The sequence below is a fragment of the Lactobacillus sp. CBA3605 genome (assembly GCF_002970915.1).
Taxonomy (GTDB): domain Bacteria; phylum Bacillota; class Bacilli; order Lactobacillales; family Lactobacillaceae; genus Lactiplantibacillus.
In genome coordinates this window covers 1,653,204-1,670,131 of sequence record NZ_CP027190.1, presented here as the reverse complement: position 1 = coordinate 1,670,131, position 16,928 = coordinate 1,653,204, and the positions used below count along the sequence as shown (strand labels likewise).

The following is a 16,928-nucleotide window of genomic DNA, read 5'->3' as shown; positions in this document are numbered from 1 at the left end:
GATATTTAGATAAGACAATCGACCCCATTTAAACTTATAGGAGTGTATGACTAATATGAAAATCAAGAACCTTGCATTATCAACTGCCGCAGCTTTAGCTTTATTTGCTGCTACGACAACCGCTGCTGACGCCGCCACCGTTACTGTTAAAGCTGGTGACACCGTTGCCGAAATTGCGAACACTTACAACACCAGTGTTGATGCAATCAAGAACGCCAACAACTTAAGCAACGTTAACTTAATTTTCGTTGGTGACCAACTTGAAGTTAATGGTACTGCAACGACTACCACTACTTCAACGACCACGCCAGTTGCTAATACAACTACAACCACAGCTGCAACGACTCAAAGTAACCATTACCAAGCAGCAGTGTCATCATCAGCTAACACAACTAACAACACGACTGTAACCACTGCACCTAAAGCAGCCGCTACTAGCAGTTCAGTTGCAACAACGACAACTAAACCAGCTGCATCAACGACTAGTACCTCTACTACCACAACTAATGGCAGTGAAGGTTCAGCCAAGGCTTGGATTGCTAACAAAGAATCCGGTGGTTCATACAGCGCAACTAACGGTAACTACTATGGTAAATATCAACTAAGCAAATCATACTTAAATGGTGATTACTCAGCTGCTAACCAAGAAAAAGTTGCTAACAGTTATGTTGCTTCCCGTTACGGCTCATGGGCTGCTGCTAAAGCTCATTCACAAGCTAACGGTTGGTACTAAAATTTAAATTCAATGCTTAAAGACCATCGTCATGATGGTCTTTTTATTTACCTTAGTTTTAGGCTTTGATTTTGAATGCTTATCGAACGCCGGTTAAGGTTGTTGACTCAGCGTACGTGTGAAAAGCTCATTAATACCCACAGGATTAGCCCCACTAATGACAGGCCTAACCACCAATAACGAACCAGCCATTCCCAACTACCATTGGTCGTCAGCTGAGGCAACGTCGACAGTCGACGATTAGCCGAATCGCCTAAAACCAAGTCATCCAAACTAACCTGTAACAACGCTGCTAACTTAATTAATTGATCTAGTTCTGGGGTTGTTTGTCCCTGCTCCCATTGCGTGATAACCGAACGTGGTAATGTTAATTGACGAGCCAGTTGGGCTTGGGACAAGTGTTGTTGCTGCCGAATTTTGGTTAGTTGATGAGCAAAAGTTATCGCCATGCTAACACCTCCTGCTTTTATTTTACGGCTGCATAATACCTCAATTGTGCCCCAATCTGCAACTATTTCGTCAATAACCAAGCTTTAAACCCATTAAAAAAGGAAATTCCATGTGGAATTTCCTTTTTTAGACTTAATTTAAGTTTAGTACCAGCCGTTAGCTAACCAGTGTGCTTTAGCCGCACTCCATGACCCATAGCGGGAACTAACGTAGCTATTTGCAACTTTTTCTTGGTTAGCGGCTGAATAGTCACCATTCAAGTAAGACTTGCTTAATTGATATTTACCATAGTAATTGCCATTTGAAGCAGTGTATGAGCCACCAGATTCTTTGTTAGCAATCCAAGCTTTAGCGGCACTGTCGCTAGAACTAGTAGTTGTTGTAGCAGTTGTACTAGTTGTGGCGGTCGTAGCGCTAGTCTTAGCAGTCGTTGTGCTGGTTGTGTCAGTGGTTGAACTCGTACTAGTCGTAGCTGAAGTTGTTGTGCCATTAACTTCAAGTTGATCACCAACGTAGATTAAGTTAACGTTGCTTAAGCCATTGGCTTGCTTGATGGCACTGACCGTTGTGTTGTTATCACTAGCAATTTTAGCAACGGTGTCACCAGACTTAACTGTCACCGTATCGGCATTAGCTACCGTATTACTAACTGCAAACAATCCTAAAGTGGCCACCGTTGATAGTACAATATTTCTAACCTTCATTAAATTAATTCACTCCTGTATTTTCTAATTGTTTTTTATAAGTTATCAGTCATTAAGTTTCGACTGGCGTTAACCAATCAACACTAATTAGTATACCGGCTACATGTTGCATGCGGATAAATGGCAGGTTACAGTTTGCTGGGTCACTTGTAATAAACTAAGGATTTCGTAATGGTTTGTAACATTATTGCTGTCCTTACGGCTACCACCAATAAAAAAACGGCCGCGACAAGTAATGTCTACGGCCGTCCGAACTATCAAAACACTTATGCCTCTAGTGTAAACTCATGACTGGCTAACCGATAAGCATGGTCGCAAGCGCGCGCCACGTCCGGTTCATGCGTCACAATAATCACACATTTTTGTTGTTCATGCGCAATCTTTTGAAATTGATCAATCACATATTTCGTGTTTTCTTCATCTAAGTTACCGGTTGGTTCATCCGCTACCACCACTTTGGCATCGCAGACCATCGTTCGCGCAATGGCGACCCGTTGTTGTTGCCCACCAGATAACTTCTGCACATTTTTCTTCATTTGGTCATCAGTAATACCAAGCTTATGCAACATATCCGCCGCATACTGCTTGTCACCACGATGACTAGAAGCCGTAATCGCCATCGCCGTTAACAAGTTGTTTAATGGTGACATGTAGGTAAACAGATTATAGGCTTGAAATACGATTGCAACATGCGATTTTCGATAGGCCGTTAAACCGATTTTATTAATCGGTTCACCGTTTAATTCGATTTGACCGGCCCGAGGTTTATCTAGCCCGGCTAATAATGATAAAAATGTCGTCTTACCAGAACCACTCTGACCAACAATCGCATAAGAATTGCCCGCCTTGAATTCGAGATTCACATGCTCGAAAAGGCTGTTTGCTTGGCGATCATACCAATAACCAATATCATTTGCTTTTAACATGAGTAACTCCTCTCTATTCAATCAGGACTTTCTTCGGTTGTAGCCGGAGAATGCCACCAGACGCCAACATAATGGATAAGAACATAATTGCTAAGCCAAAACCACCTAGTTCAACTAAGTCCATGATCGTCACACTGATATCTAATTCAGTTTGTTTTTGTGAGGCCGTTGCACTCGTCGTACTACTGCCTGGGTTGCCACCCATGTTACCGCTAGGCTTACTGCCACCAGTGGTACCACTAGGTGCGCCACCGCCAGTCCCACCAGGTTGCCCCGTCTGAGTACTAGTAGAACTCGTTGTCGCAGTGGTCGTTTGTTGAGAAACCAGTTGTTGGCCTAATTGATTGCCTACGAACTTACCGCCAATCCCGGCGATGACAATCGAAACAACTAAGACCATCACCATTTCAACAAAGAACTGCGCCACAATCTTCCAGCGTGCTTCGCCTAAGGATAGTAAGACACCAATCTCATAACGGCGTTCTCGAATCATCAAGATAACGATTAAGGCCAAAATAATGGTCCCGGCAATCGCCACTAACCAGACAATTTTATCTGCAAAGGACTTCACGTTGTTCATTGAAGACTTAACTGTTTGATAGCTACTATCATCCGTCGTCAACGAATATTTCGAGGTATTGATTAATTGTTTACCTGCTGTTTTAACTGCACTCACTTTAGCTGGATCCGAGACGTTAAACGTAATCGAATCAGCTGTGTTCTTATATTTCGCACCTTTGACCGTATTTGCAAAGGTGTATGACGTGTAGACACTGTTCGATGGATCAGTTGCATCTGGACCTTGGGCAGTTGTCGTGCTAGAACTAGCCTTATAGACCCCAACAATCTTCATCGTATAAGTCGTCTTGCTCCCAGTGGTTGCCTTAAGTTTAATGGTATCACCCACACTCAAGCTATCCTCTTTGGCAAGTTCACTTTCAATGACGACATTATTCGTGCCTTCATCGGCCGTTGTAATTCCGCGGCCTTTTGTAATTTTGCTCGTGCTATCTTCAAAATCAGAAGTTGCACTGGTTGATGTTACCCCAGAAATCGCAATATCGCCGGAACTGGTGGTACTTGCACCACCCATTCCTTTCATACCACCACTTTGACTGCTGCTAGTCGTCGAGATAGCATCAAACCCTTTGGCATTTGCAGATGTCGAAACCGTTGCCGAATAGCTGGCAATATTATTAAGCTTCGCAATCTTTTTGGCATCACTTAACTTAACGGGCGAAGTCGTTAAAGTCGGCTTACTCTTTTTACTCGTTGATGCGCGCCGCATCTTCTTAAAAGCAGCGTCGCGATTAGCAGACAAGGTGACGGTTGCCCCGACACTCTGCTTCGCGTTACTCGTTGCCGTATCAGCGGCATTTCGTATCAAAAGACCGGCCAATACAAATAACATAATAGCTGATGTGACCAGAATTAATAGGACTGAACGCCCCTTCTTCGCTGTTAAATTAAGCCATGCGCGTTTAAAGAAATTCACGGCTTGTAACCTCCTTAAAAAATAAGTATTGAGACTGCTTGTTTCTGAACAAGTTCTAACATACCCGGCAAAAGTATCTAAACTGTGAAATTCCTAAGTCAATTCATCGGCTACCCAACGAATTTTTTTGATAAGTAACGTCTAATGCTCAAATAAATGGGCTTACATCAAAAAAACAGTTACGCGCGCCACCCACTGGCTAACGTAACTGTTTAAACCTCAATTATGATTCAGTTTTAGCTGGTCGCTTACTTTTAGCCAGCCGTTGCAAGGCTGGTGCCAATGCCGCTTGCTCCGTCGATGTCAGCTCGGCCACTAACCACTGATTGGTTTCAGCAAGTAGCGCTTTGATTTCAGGATAAGCCGTTTGCGCTTGCGTTGTTGGAAAAAGCTGCGTCCGGCGACGATCTTGTGGATCCGTCACACGTTGTAACCATCCCAGCGTAATTAAGCGCTTGACCATCTTCGTCACAATACTATGTTCCCGGTAAATATCTTGATTCAATGCCTCTTGCGAAATACCCGGCCGTTCACAGACCCGTAAGACTAACATAAAGTTGCTCTCCGTTAACGTATATGGTTTGAGTTGTTGCGCCAAATGTTGACGGGTGGCCCGATTAATAATCGCAATATTTTTTTCAAAATCCATTTCAACTACCTCGATTGCTAGACTTATTGTCTTTATCATACCGGGGGGCTTATTGATTTGCAACGGCTTTTATTGCTCGAATCTCGCTAATCCCTAACCAAACTAATCCCAGCGCTGCTACAATCGTGACACCCATAGCCAACTGAAAACCACCATTAAAGTTAGCTTGACTATTGACCGCCCAGATAAGGACAGTATTCCCCAGCGAACCTGCGATTTGACGGACCGCGTTATTTAAGGCCGTTCCATGGCTCAACTCACGCCCGGCTAACGGCGCCAAGGCTTGGGCGACCGTGACTGAGATAATCATGGCACTCCCACTCATCCGTAATGCATAGGCTAAAATGATAAAAACGACCGGAGTTTCAGCAGTAATGAAATAAAACCAACCACTGGCAACAAGGGTTAACGCTAACCCAATCATCATGATTTTTTCAAGGCCATGCTGATCATACCAGCGGCCGACTAATGGCGCCAAAATAACATTAGCTAGTGCCCCGGGTAACATAACCAGTCCAGTCTGCATACTACTTAACCCCCGATGCGTTTCTAACAAAACTGGTAACAACGTTTCGGTACCCATCATCACTGCGAACGTTAACATCACCGCTAACGTCATCCGAGTAAACGTTGCATTTTTGAATAATCGTAAATTTAAAATAGGCTGTGTCGTGCTTAACTGTTGGCGTACAAATCCTGCCGTCAAAAAAACACCAACTAATAATAAGCCCAGGCCCCATTGCCAATTCGTTTGTAACGTACTAATTCCAATCAACAGTAAGCCCATTCCGGTCACCAATAGGCCAATGGCCACCCAATCGAATTTAATTGGTTGACCAGCTTGCAAATCGGGTAAAAATCGCCAGCCTAGCCCTAAAATCAGCACCATCACGACTAAGACGACCCAAAATAAACTATGCCAAGTAAAATGGGCTAATAAGATACCAGCAAAGGTGGGACCAATCGCCGGGCCCGCCGAAACGACCATTGAAAATAATCCCAAAATCGTGCCACGTTGTTGTGGTGAATATAATCCTAACAATGCAATCTGACTAAAGGTCATTAAAATCCCACCCATTGCGGCCTGACATAGGCGTGCAATCAGGACCATCGCAAAGTTAACACCACTGGCCCCCACTAACGTCGCCACAATAAAACTAATAATAAGGGTGATAAATAAATGGCGGGTACTGAACCTTTCATATAATAATGCCGAAATCGGGGTGGCGATTCCTAAGACTAGGACATACCCCGTCGTTAACCATTGAGCCGTTGTTAGTTTAATAGAAAATTGTTGCATCATGACCGGTAATGCGGTGACCATCACCGTCTGATTCAATAAAGCGGTAAAAACGGCCACTAATAAAGTTATTGTCAAAATAAAGCGTTGCTTTTTTGTCATTTAAAGTTGCTCCTAGTTTTACGTGCAAATGCACTTATTCGTGTAAGTCCATAATATGTGCATTTGCACGTAAATGCAAGCTTTTTTCTTAAATAAGACAAAAAAACTGATAACCATCAATCGTTAAAGATTGATAGTTACCAGTCTATCCGACGTAATTAAAATTATTTAACCCCAAATTTACTAAAATAAGCGGACAGTGGTTGTAATTCTTCAGCATCATAAGTGTGCTTAAAGTCGGCTACCGACGCTGCCGAAGTCTTTACTGGATCAACGTCCAAGATTTCAACTGGCAAGCCCCGTTTAGCAGTAATCTTGGCATCAATGAGCACCGGACGGCCGGCTTTAAGTTCTGCCATCGCTGTTTCAAAGGCCGCATGCAGTTGGTCAAATCGTTCGACTTTAATCCCCTTAACACCCATGCCTTCTGCAATCATGGCAAAATCGGCGCCAATTAAGTCAATCCCATAATAAGGCTGCGGAACATCTTCTTGTTCCGACTTAATAAAGTTCAACGTTTGATTCGATGTCACAATATTAAAGATTGGCAAATGATACTTCACTTCAGTCAATAAATCCTGCATGACCATTGAAAAGGCTCCGTCACCTGCAATATTGAACGCTTGACGCTCTGGATAACTTAACTTCGCTGCAATCGCCCCTGGTACCCCGGCACCCATCGTTGCAAATAACGCTGAAGTTAACAATTTTTGTTTCGGATTCATCTTTAAGAAGCGGAAACTATTAATCGTATTGTCCCCAACATCCATTGAGAAGATGGCATCGTCAGCTGCCACACGATTGATTTCTTGATAAACTTGTTCATATTCCAATGGATCAGTGGTCCGTTCACTAAGCCGTTGCAGATAACGTTGCCAGTCAGCCATATCGGCTTGGGCAGCTTGATAATACGGCGATGGTGCCGCTGGTTCACCTAACGTCAAAGCGCGTTTAATGAAGGCTTTCGCATCGCCATGAATCCCGTAATCTAAGTGATGATGCCGCCCAAACTTAGCCGCATCCAGTTCAATCTGGACATACTTAAACGTATGCGTGGTATACATGATTTGTGCAAAAGAGTAATCGGCCCCAACGGAAACCACTAAGTCCGTGATTGCCATTAACTCATCCGCCGCTTTTGAGGCCGCACGATAAGCACTGCCCATGTTCCCAGCAAAACTATCTGGAATCACACCTTTAGCCAAGCCGGTGATAATAATCGGAACTTGTAACCGGTCGGCCAACTGCATCATGGCTTCACTGGCACCGCGAGTTCCTTGACCCACGTGAAAGACCGGATACTTGGCCGCTTTGATTAAAGCGAGTACGTGCTCAATCTGGTCATCGGCAATGGCTGGCGCTGTAACCGTATTCGCTGGTACACTCGCTGAATCGTAGGCCACATCAGGAATTTCCACGTAACCAAAATCATTGGGAATCGTGACAACCGCCACGCCCTTTTCCTTGTAGGCAGTCCGAATCGCCTTATCGACCACATATGGTAAGCTTTCAGCCGTCATGACAGTCCGATTAAAGACCGCCACGTCACTAAACATGGGTTCTTCTGCAAACTCTTGAAAATAATCATAATTCATGTTGGTATGGGCCACTTGACCCACCAAAGCCAACACTGGTACATGATCTTCTTTAGCATCATAGAGGCCATTCAAAAGATTGACAGCGCCTGGACCCGCAGACCCAAAAGCGACCCCAATCTGACCATTCAACTTCGCTGCCGCTGCTGCCGCTAAGGCGCCGACCTGTTCATGGCGCACTTGAACATAGTGCAAGCGGGCTTGTTCAACATCGAGTGCATGCATCGTCGAATTAAACGACCCACCAGCGTACCCATAAATCTGCTTAACGCCCCATGCTTCCAAAACTTTTAACATTGCAACTGATGCTTCAACTGTTTTAACCATGATTATTGCCTTCTTTTAAGTATTATTGTTAGCGTTTTCATTCATGAGTTAACTGTAACGCTATTTGGTGTGAAATTCAATTGTTTACAATCGAAAAAGGTGCTAATTCATTGACAGAATTAGCGCCTTCAACCAAACAGCGTAATACGCTAGCAGATAACGTTCATCACAGTTATCAGTAACTGGTCTTTCGATGTTCCGGTGCCCAATCACAGCTCGCCAAATGATCATTGACCAAACCAGCGCCTTGTAAGTAGGCATAAATCGTCGTCGGCCCGACAAACTTAAAGCCTAACTTTTTCATGGCCTTCGAAATTTCAATCGCTAAAGTCGTCGTTGGCGGTAAATCACGACTAGTCGTCCAGGCTTGCCTGATTGGTTGGTCATTGACAAACTGCCATAACCACGCCGAATAGGACTGCTTTAACGGCCAATCACGAATAATTTGTGCATTATTAATCGTCGCCATGAGTTTTTGGCGATGCCGAATAATGCGTGCATCCGTTAATAACCGATCCACATCAGCCGCGGTCATAGCGGCCACGCGCTCAATATCGTAATTATAAAAGTCTTCATTAAAAGCTGCCCGTTTATTCAGCACCGTTTGCCAACTCAGTCCAGCCTGATAGGTTTCGAGGCATAACAGTTCAAACAATTGTTGCTGATTATGAACCGGTTGCCCCCATTCGGTATCATGATAATGCTGCATTGCTGGCGATGAATCCGCCCAGTCACATCTCGTCATTTACTGACCTCCATTTTCAACCAAAAAACGACGCCCGCCAAAATTGATTGCTCAATTTCGACCGGCGTCGCCAGTGCTTTAACAGTAACATACCTGCTAAATTAACTTTAATAATTAGTGTCGGTTACGCTTAGTTTGCTCGCCAGCTTCGGCATCATCCGTCATCTTATCAGTCAACGGATACGTTAACCGAATCAAGCTTGGAATAACCGCTGGAATCGCAAAGACTAAGATAATCAGCCCAATGATAACGACCATTGCAACTTGAATCAAGGTTAAGACCCCAGATGGCATCAAGGCCGCGAAGGTCCCACTCAAGATTAGCGCTGCGGATAAGACAACCGCGCCAATAACAGCCGAGGCCCGTACAATCCGAGTGCTTGGCGTTGCCGAAGTATTATCAAATTCACGATACTTCATCATCAAGAAGATACTGTAATCAACCCCAAGGGCAATTAACATGATAAACCCGAAGAATGGGGTGTTCCAAGTTAACATATCTTGGCCCATGAACCAACTGCTGAGCATCCGTGTAATACTTAAGGACATAATGTAAGCCAATAACAAGGTCCCTAAGATATAGAATGGTTGCAAGACTGAACGAGTGATAACCATTAAGGCAATCAGAATCCCAATCAACATAATCGCAGCCGTCCGAATGAAGTCACTCGACGCAATTGATTGGGTATCGTTAGTCGTTGATGTCTGACCACCGATGGCAATCGTTGAACCTGATAAGGAAGTCCCCTTCAACGCATTAGTTGCTTGCGTTTGAATGGCATTAACCTTATTCATCGCCGCCTTCGAACTTGGATTATCATTTAAGACAATCGTCATCTTAGTGGCATGGTTATTACCAGACATGTAAGCCTTCAAAGCAGTCTTGTAAGTCTTACCCTTCAAGGTACTCTTTGGTACATAGTAAGTCTTGGCCGCATCCGACTTCTTCAAACCGACTAGGTAGCTATTCGCTGACCCAACCCCTTTGTTGATTGTCTTCGTGCCATCACTCGCCGTACCTAAGCCCTTTTGTAAGGTTGCCATTTGCTTAACTAGACTTTGTAACGTGGTATACATGGTCTGGTTCCCATCAGCAACTTGTGAAGCACCGTCCGCTAAGGTTGCTGAATTAGCAACTAACTTATTGGTCCCAGCGTCTAATGCACTGATTGCACTCGTTAAGGTTGGAATTTGACCTTGTAAACTCGTCATCCCAGTTGAAACTTGGCTTGCGCCTGAAGATAACTTGTTAACACCACTCACAAGCGTTGGTACTTGCGCATTTAATTGCCCATTACCACTTGCAAGTTGTGAAGCCCCACTGTTAAGGGCACTGGAATTGGCAACTAACTTGTTCGTCCCAGCATCCAAAGCACTGATGGCACTCGTTAAGGTTGGAATTGATGATTGTAACGTCCCAACCCCATTGTTGACTTGGTTAGCACCCGAAGCAGCGCTTGAAACGCCGTTCGTGTATTCACCTAAGCTGGAAGCTAACGTCGTTGTACCAGATTGTAGTTGACTCAGTCCAGTCGTTAATTGACTAGAACCTGGTACTAAACCAAGTTGCGTATTGGTACCTTTGAGCGCAACTTCAATTTTTTGCATGCTGGCAACTGCTGTTTGAAGCCCACTAACTGCCGTCTTAGAATTATTATTAACGTCAATTGTCTTTTGAGCTAACGTAGACAATTGTGACAAACTGCTTAACTGGTTGCTTAAATCAGACAACTGTTTCGTTGCTTTTTCCATACTGGTTAATTGCTCTTGTAAATCAGATAATGCTTGTAAACCAGCGGTGGCATTAGTTGTCGAACCAGCTTTTGTAGTTGCCGTCGATGAACTAGTATTTGCAAATTCGGAAGCAACCGCAGCACTAATGGCCGCTTTTTCTGAATCCGTTGCCGACGATCCGGCTGCCGCAATCGCTGCCGAAGCAACTGAATTGGCGTTGACACTGGTACTAGTCGTACCCGCAGCGTCCGTCTTGGCAGCACTTTCTAAAGCAGCTTGAATAGTCGTCATGTCTTTTGTAATCCCAGATTGAGATTTCGACATTGAGTCTGAAACAGAATTCAAAGTTGAGACGCTTGATTCAATACTACCAGAGGATTGAATTAAAGCTTCCATCTGCTTATTAATCGCATCTAAGCCAGCTGTTAATTGGGCTAATTTAGCCGTATCAACGGTACTCGTCCCAGCTTTAATCTGTTCATCCATTTGGGCCAAACCATTAGAAATTGAGCTAGCACCAGTTTGTAGTTGTGCCACACTAGATGTTAGATTTGCTGTCCCATTAGCAATCGTTGAATTTTTACTACTTAACTTATCCAACCCAGTTGACAACGATTGGGTCCCACTAAATAGTTGATTGACACTCGAACTCAACGTACCAGTCTTACTATTTAACGTACTTAAGCCCTTATTAACCGTATAAACGCCGTTCGTGTAAGTCACGACCCCGGTCTTTAAACTATTGGCCCCCGTTGATAACTGACTCGTGGCACTGGCAAGCGTCCCGGTCTTACTACTTAACGTATTCAACCCGGTACTAACTTGCTTTGAGCCACTTGCTAATTGGTTGACACCACTAGATAACGTACCAGTCTTACTGTTCAACTGGTCTAACCCGTTATTAACCGTGTAAACACCATTAGCATAAGTGACCACGCCGTCAGCGACCGTTTTAGCCCCGGTAGCAAGCTCTTTAGCGTCGCTGACACCAGATGACATGTTGGACCCTTTGAGCTGACTATCGGCACTATCTAAGCCACTACTAATCTTAGTGAGGCCCTTACTTGCCGATTTCATCCCACTTGTTACTGTTCCTAATTGACTCTTAACGTATAACGCACTGATTTCTGAGCCACCTGGTTGGGTCGCTGAAGCCACGGTCTTAACCCCGTCAACTTTTTGCAGTTGTTTTGTTAATGAATCAATCACTTTTAAATCTTTTTCATTATTTAACGCATGATCACTCTTGATATATAGGGTTGATGGTTCCGCCGTCCCTTTCGAGAAATGCGTTTGAACCACTTTAAACCCTTGCTTAGCTGGAATCGTATCTTTCAATTCAGCTAAGGTATCGTAATTTAATTGATTATTATACGTCAAAATGAATGGCAACGACACGCCTAGGACCACGACCAACGCGATAATTGGATAACGCACTGAACTGGCCGAAATGCCATGCCACATTTTACTTGTACTACCGCCGGCAAACTTCTTAGTCGGCCAGAATAGTCTTGGCCCTAAGATTGCCATGAAGAATGGGTTCAAGGTTAGTAAGACTAACAACAAGACCGCCACCGCAATAGCAACCCCAACGGCTGACCGATAAATTGAGAAGTTCGCTAAACCTAGCGATGTAAACCCAATTAATACCGATGAGCCACTATAGAGAATGGTCCGTCCAGCAATCTTTACTGCTCGCCCAGTCGCGGCAACAGGACTATCGCCATGACTGAGTTCTTCTTTGAATTGATCGAACAGCAAAATATTGTAGTCGGTCCCAATCCCAAAGAGCACCACGACCATAAAGACTTCGGTAAAGTTTGACAGTGGAAAATCAAATTTATTAACCAAATTCATCACGATACTCAACGAAATAATGAAGGATACCCCGACTGATAGCAATGAAACAAGTGGGGTAATCGGTGACCGGAAGACTAACGTCAACACAATGAAAATAAAGATGACGGTAATAATTTCGGTCTTTTGAATCCCGGCTTCAGTCTCTTGCGTGAAGTCATCGTCTAAGATATCACTCCCAGTGATGTAGGTTTTCACCCCACTGGTCTTCGCCCCAGCCGTGATGTTAGCAGTCATATTCTCAACAGTCTGCGTCTTACCGACCATTAATTGTAACAACTCGGTCGATTTATCTTTAGAAATCAATTGTTTCTTAGCCGCTGAGTTGTCACTCGCAGCCGTCATTGACTTCACATGATACTTCGACTTTTGAACCTTAAAGCGTTGAATCGTCCCAGCGATTTCTTGCTTCTGGTTAGCTGTTAATGGCTTATCACCATTACTAAAGACCACCACCACTTGGCGGGTATTATTCTGATTACGTCCCCAATGATCTTGGATAACTTGTGCAACTTGACTCTTAGCCGAACTCGGCAACTGTGTCTGGCCCTTATCGCGAACCAGTTGGCTGACATTTGGGAGCATAACAATGGCCGCCACCATTACTACGACCCAAATGAGTGCCTGGATTATAAAGCGTCTATGACTCCCTTTCAATCTGTATCCCTTCCCTAAATCAGATTCTAAAACGACATCGTGACATTTAATCAACAATGTGTTTAAATAATAACAACATGTTAGTTGAAAACAATATAAATTTCAACCAACAATTTTCATAAATATGTCATTAAATAAACAATTAATAGTGAACTGTCCATATAATGGAGTGATTTTAAAATGGTTGGAACAAAAAACAATCGGCGGTCCCAAATGACCGACCGTTTAATCCAAGATAGCTTAATTGAACTACTACAAAAACAAACGATTAACGAAATTACCGTGACCGCCGTTTGCAAGGTCGCTGACATTAATCGTGGGACTTTTTACGCCCACTACGAAGACGTCAAAGACTGCATGCATACAATGGAACAAGACGCCACCAAAGAATTACTCGCTGTGATCAATGAACATACGCATCCGAATTCCTTACGTGCGATTCTAACGGGGATTTTCGAAATCGTAAAAAAGCGGCATGCCGTAACCTCCTTCATTTTGACCACTGACCAAGACTTTTTGATGCATTTCATTGCCACGACTAAGCGCGAAATTCTCGAACACGACCGGGCAAAAGTTGGCGCCACCAGTATTCGTGAGGGTCAGTATATGTTTGAATACTACTTAAATGGTATCGTGGGTGTTGTGCGTTATTGGTTGAAGACCGGTTTACAAGAGACTCCCGAACAACTCGCTAGCTTCATTAACGATTGGTGGTATCGTGGCAAACCTTTGAAAGATATTACGGATTTGCCTACCGAACCTTAACTAGCTTTACCAATTCACAACTTTCCTTACCGGAACTAAAGCAATTCATAACGAAAAGATCATTTAACCCCAGCAAAATGACCACATTTTATCAGTATGATTATCATAGTGTGATTAATGAAGTCAGCTGGAAAGTGAGATGCACAATATGCTACTAGATAATAACCCACGTATTAAAAATATCATGGCGGCCAAAATTGTGAAAGTATTCTATCCTCAAATTATTGTCCAAACGGAAACCGGTCACTATCTCCCCGTCAACATCAGTGATCAGCAGCGCCAAGACACCATCTTTTGGGAAAGTGTCCAAGATATTTGGCACGCCCAACTGTGGGTCCCCATCGGTCGTAAGTTCCACCAATTACTCGCCGACGACTGGCTGTTACCGCAACGCGATGAACTGGGTCTACTCAATTAAAAATAAAATAAAGCGCCGGCTAACTGGTTTAACCCAATTGGCCGGCGTTTTTAAGGTACTAAGACTAGTTACTTAGGATCTTGGTCATACATGCGGGTCTTAATATCATCCATTTCTTGATCTAAACGGGTAATTAACCGCGCCTTTTTAGTCAAGGCTCGTTGTAAGGTCGCTTGTTCGGGAACATTCTTTTTATAGTTCAGTTCATGTTCTAACGACGCCCAGAAATTCATCGCAATTGTCCGAATCTGTAATTCAACTTCAATAATATTCGGACCATCAACCGTATACACCGGGACACCCAAAATCAAATGCAAACTTTGATAACCGTTCGCCTTCGGATGATGCACATAATCCTTGACGCGTAATACTTTAATATCTGCTTGGGTCGCCAATAAGTCTTCGACGGTTTTAATGTCACTCAAAAAGCGGACGATTAACCGAATCCCAGCAATATCGTGTAAATTATCAAATACCGTCGCCAGCGTCAAAGGCAACTGCTTACGTTTGACCTTACCGATGATACTTTCCGGCGACTTGATGCGGGACTGTTCACTATCAATTAAAGCATAGCCATAGCGCAGTTCATATTCACGACTAATATAGTCTAACTTATCTAAAACAAGCTTCATTGCGACTTCATACCGCAACGAATACGCCTTCAATTGATCGACTGCTTGTAATAATTCAGGCGCGGCGGGTAATAATTGATTGGCCGCATCCGATTGAGGATTTGCTTTACTCACGTTGTTTTATCGCTCCAATGATTAACTTGACCTAGCCAACATCTTATTGAATCGTGACTAACCATTCTCTCACAATTTGATGATAGTCAATCGTGTACTGTTCACGGCCGGCATGATAACTTAACTGCCCCTCAACATCTTTAAAATCACTCGGAATTAGCCCATGACCTTCTAAAACATTCAGATGACCTAGCACCACTCGATCCTCTATAAAATGTTCAAATCGGTGCCAAAAACGTTGAAAACTGGCAAAATCTTCGATGTCAAAAATCTCATTACGCAAGACCTCCGCATCAAATTCAAGGCGAATTTTGGATTCTTTTGTTGCCATAACAAGCGCCTCCTTATCTTTCAAATCTACCCTTATATCATAAGCATTATCTTCACGTGACGCAATCTTATTCCGCTAATTTAACCTTTCATTAAACGACCCGGCCTTTTCCAGACAGACTATTTGCACAGTTACCTATCTAAGACGGTTCAATGGTATCTATTTTTTAAATTACGTACACTTAAATTAAGTATTTTCCAGTTCACAGTAAAACCAGTATGCTAGCTACTATAGTTTTAAAAAAACGCGGGGAACGTTGCACCAAAAAACAGAGGGGAAGTTACAAACAACTTATGGCACATTTTAAATTACGACCGGTACTAATCGCAGTGGGCATCGTTGCCCTAATCGTTTTAATCGCTGGCGGCCTATTCGTTCATCAAACTTTAGCGGCCTATCAATCATCGATTAATTCCGGTAAAACGGCCAAAAACGTTGATACCAGCAAGCCACTCAGTATTTTATTATTGGGAACCGATACTGGTGCCGATGGCCGGATTGATAAAGGGAATTCTGATACGATCATGGTCGTGACCATTAATCCCAAGACTAAAAAGACGGTCATTACCAGTATTCCACGTGACACCTTAGCCGAAATGGTGGGCGACTCACAAACTAATGTTCAAAAACTGAACGCCGCTTATAATATCGGCGGTTCCGATATGGCGAAAGCTAGTGTCAGTCGATTGCTCAACATTCCCATTAACTACTATGCCACGATTAACATGGGCGGCTTGAAACAAATTGTGAATGCCGTTGGCGGGGTCACGATTACCAGTCCCATGGATGTCACCTTTGACAATATTACCGTCACTAAAGGGACCCATCACCTCAACGGCAAAGAGGCCTTGGCTTATACCCGGATGCGGCACCAAGATCCCCGGGGCGATTATGGGCGCCAGCTACGGCAGCAGCAAGTCATGAAGGCTGTCCTAGCTAAACTCGCTAAAACGGCGACCCTCACTCATTACAGCGAGTTATTAAGTTCACTTAAAGGCAACTTAAAGACCGACCTGAGCTTCAAAGAATTAGTCGGCTTAGCCACGCATGATCATGAAAATACGAAGAATATTCAGTCTACGCAACTAGTCGGCACCCCCGCTTGGATTAATACCAGTTCTTATCAAATTGCCAGCACGAAGACCTTACAAGCAACTTCCGATGCGATTCGCCAACAATTAGGGCTTAAAAAGGCTAAGTTGTCGAACATGGAAACCAAGTTAAATGCGTTAAATCCAACCTATGATGGCATTAACAATTTAAATTATGACACCAATGGTTTGGACCGTATCACTTATACCGATAGTACCAACTAAAAATACAGCCTAACCTAAATAGACACTGCAAGAATTTTCACAACTAATTCTTGCAGTGTCTATTCTTTTGGTCCTGCT

15 protein-coding genes are annotated in these 16,928 nt (G+C 43.6%); 4 read left to right on the top strand and 11 right to left on the bottom strand.

Annotated elements, in window-relative coordinates; translation table 11 throughout:
- Window positions 1-55: 55 nt before the first annotated feature.
- A complete protein-coding gene (gene apf / locus C5Z25_RS08005) occupies window positions 56-733 on the top strand; it encodes an aggregation-promoting factor (protein WP_105452161.1) in 678 nt (225 codons plus the stop codon).
- Between the two features lie 107 nt (window positions 734-840).
- Here apf (C5Z25_RS08005) and C5Z25_RS08000 read toward each other — a convergent pair whose 3' ends face one another.
- From C5Z25_RS08000 to C5Z25_RS07960, 9 genes are all read right to left on the bottom strand, one after another.
- Window positions 841-1,182: a helix-turn-helix transcriptional regulator gene (locus C5Z25_RS08000; protein ID WP_105452160.1), complete on the bottom strand. Its 342-nt coding sequence runs from the start codon at window positions 1,180-1,182 to the stop codon at window positions 841-843.
- A 144-nt stretch (window positions 1,183-1,326) separates the two neighbouring features.
- Window positions 1,327-1,887 (bottom strand): aggregation-promoting factor, encoded by a 561-nt coding sequence (apf, locus tag C5Z25_RS07995; protein ID WP_105452159.1) that lies wholly within the window; start codon window positions 1,885-1,887, stop codon window positions 1,327-1,329.
- A gap of 266 nt (window positions 1,888-2,153) precedes the next feature.
- On the bottom strand, window positions 2,154-2,813 hold the full coding sequence (locus C5Z25_RS07990) for an ABC transporter ATP-binding protein (RefSeq protein ID WP_105452158.1): 660 nt from the start codon (window positions 2,811-2,813) through the stop codon (window positions 2,154-2,156).
- A 13-nt stretch (window positions 2,814-2,826) separates the two neighbouring features.
- Complete coding sequence (locus C5Z25_RS07985) at window positions 2,827-4,308, bottom strand: ABC transporter permease (RefSeq protein ID WP_105452157.1); 1,482 nt, start codon at window positions 4,306-4,308, stop codon at window positions 2,827-2,829.
- Window positions 4,309-4,531: 223 nt separating this feature from the next.
- Window positions 4,532-4,957 (bottom strand): MarR family winged helix-turn-helix transcriptional regulator, encoded by a 426-nt coding sequence (locus tag C5Z25_RS07980; protein ID WP_158682928.1) that lies wholly within the window; start codon window positions 4,955-4,957, stop codon window positions 4,532-4,534.
- Window positions 4,958-5,006: 49 nt separating this feature from the next.
- On the bottom strand, window positions 5,007-6,359 hold the full coding sequence (locus C5Z25_RS07975; RefSeq protein WP_105452155.1) for a DHA2 family efflux MFS transporter permease subunit: 1,353 nt from the start codon (window positions 6,357-6,359) through the stop codon (window positions 5,007-5,009).
- A gap of 164 nt (window positions 6,360-6,523) precedes the next feature.
- Entirely contained in the window at window positions 6,524-8,281 is a 1,758-nt protein-coding gene (gene spxB / locus C5Z25_RS07970; RefSeq protein ID WP_105452154.1) for a pyruvate oxidase, read from the bottom strand.
- Window positions 8,282-8,456: 175 nt separating this feature from the next.
- Window positions 8,457-9,026 (bottom strand): DNA-3-methyladenine glycosylase I, encoded by a 570-nt coding sequence (locus tag C5Z25_RS07965; RefSeq protein ID WP_105452153.1) that lies wholly within the window; start codon window positions 9,024-9,026, stop codon window positions 8,457-8,459.
- A gap of 114 nt (window positions 9,027-9,140) precedes the next feature.
- Window positions 9,141-13,274, bottom strand: a complete 4,134-nt coding sequence (locus C5Z25_RS07960; RefSeq protein WP_105452152.1) for an MMPL family transporter — start codon at window positions 13,272-13,274, stop codon at window positions 9,141-9,143.
- A 180-nt stretch (window positions 13,275-13,454) separates the two neighbouring features.
- On the opposite strand from C5Z25_RS07960, the gene C5Z25_RS07955 reads away from it, so the two are divergent.
- Both C5Z25_RS07955 and C5Z25_RS07950 read left to right on the top strand, forming a co-directional pair.
- On the top strand, window positions 13,455-14,039 hold the full coding sequence (locus C5Z25_RS07955) for a TetR/AcrR family transcriptional regulator (RefSeq protein WP_105452151.1): 585 nt from the start codon (window positions 13,455-13,457) through the stop codon (window positions 14,037-14,039).
- A 148-nt stretch (window positions 14,040-14,187) separates the two neighbouring features.
- A complete protein-coding gene (locus C5Z25_RS07950; protein ID WP_105452150.1) occupies window positions 14,188-14,457 on the top strand; it encodes a hypothetical protein in 270 nt (89 codons plus the stop codon).
- 68 nt (window positions 14,458-14,525) lie between these two features.
- Here C5Z25_RS07950 and C5Z25_RS07945 read toward each other — a convergent pair whose 3' ends face one another.
- Together C5Z25_RS07945 and C5Z25_RS07940 are read right to left on the bottom strand one after the other, a co-directional pair.
- A complete protein-coding gene (locus tag C5Z25_RS07945; RefSeq protein WP_105452149.1) occupies window positions 14,526-15,203 on the bottom strand; it encodes a GTP pyrophosphokinase in 678 nt (225 codons plus the stop codon).
- 43 nt (window positions 15,204-15,246) lie between these two features.
- On the bottom strand, window positions 15,247-15,534 hold the full coding sequence (locus C5Z25_RS07940) for a hypothetical protein (protein ID WP_105452148.1): 288 nt from the start codon (window positions 15,532-15,534) through the stop codon (window positions 15,247-15,249).
- A 293-nt stretch (window positions 15,535-15,827) separates the two neighbouring features.
- On the opposite strand from C5Z25_RS07940, the gene C5Z25_RS07935 reads away from it, so the two are divergent.
- Complete coding sequence (locus C5Z25_RS07935; RefSeq protein WP_105452147.1) at window positions 15,828-16,850, top strand: LCP family protein; 1,023 nt, start codon at window positions 15,828-15,830, stop codon at window positions 16,848-16,850.
- Window positions 16,851-16,928 lie beyond the last annotated feature (78 nt).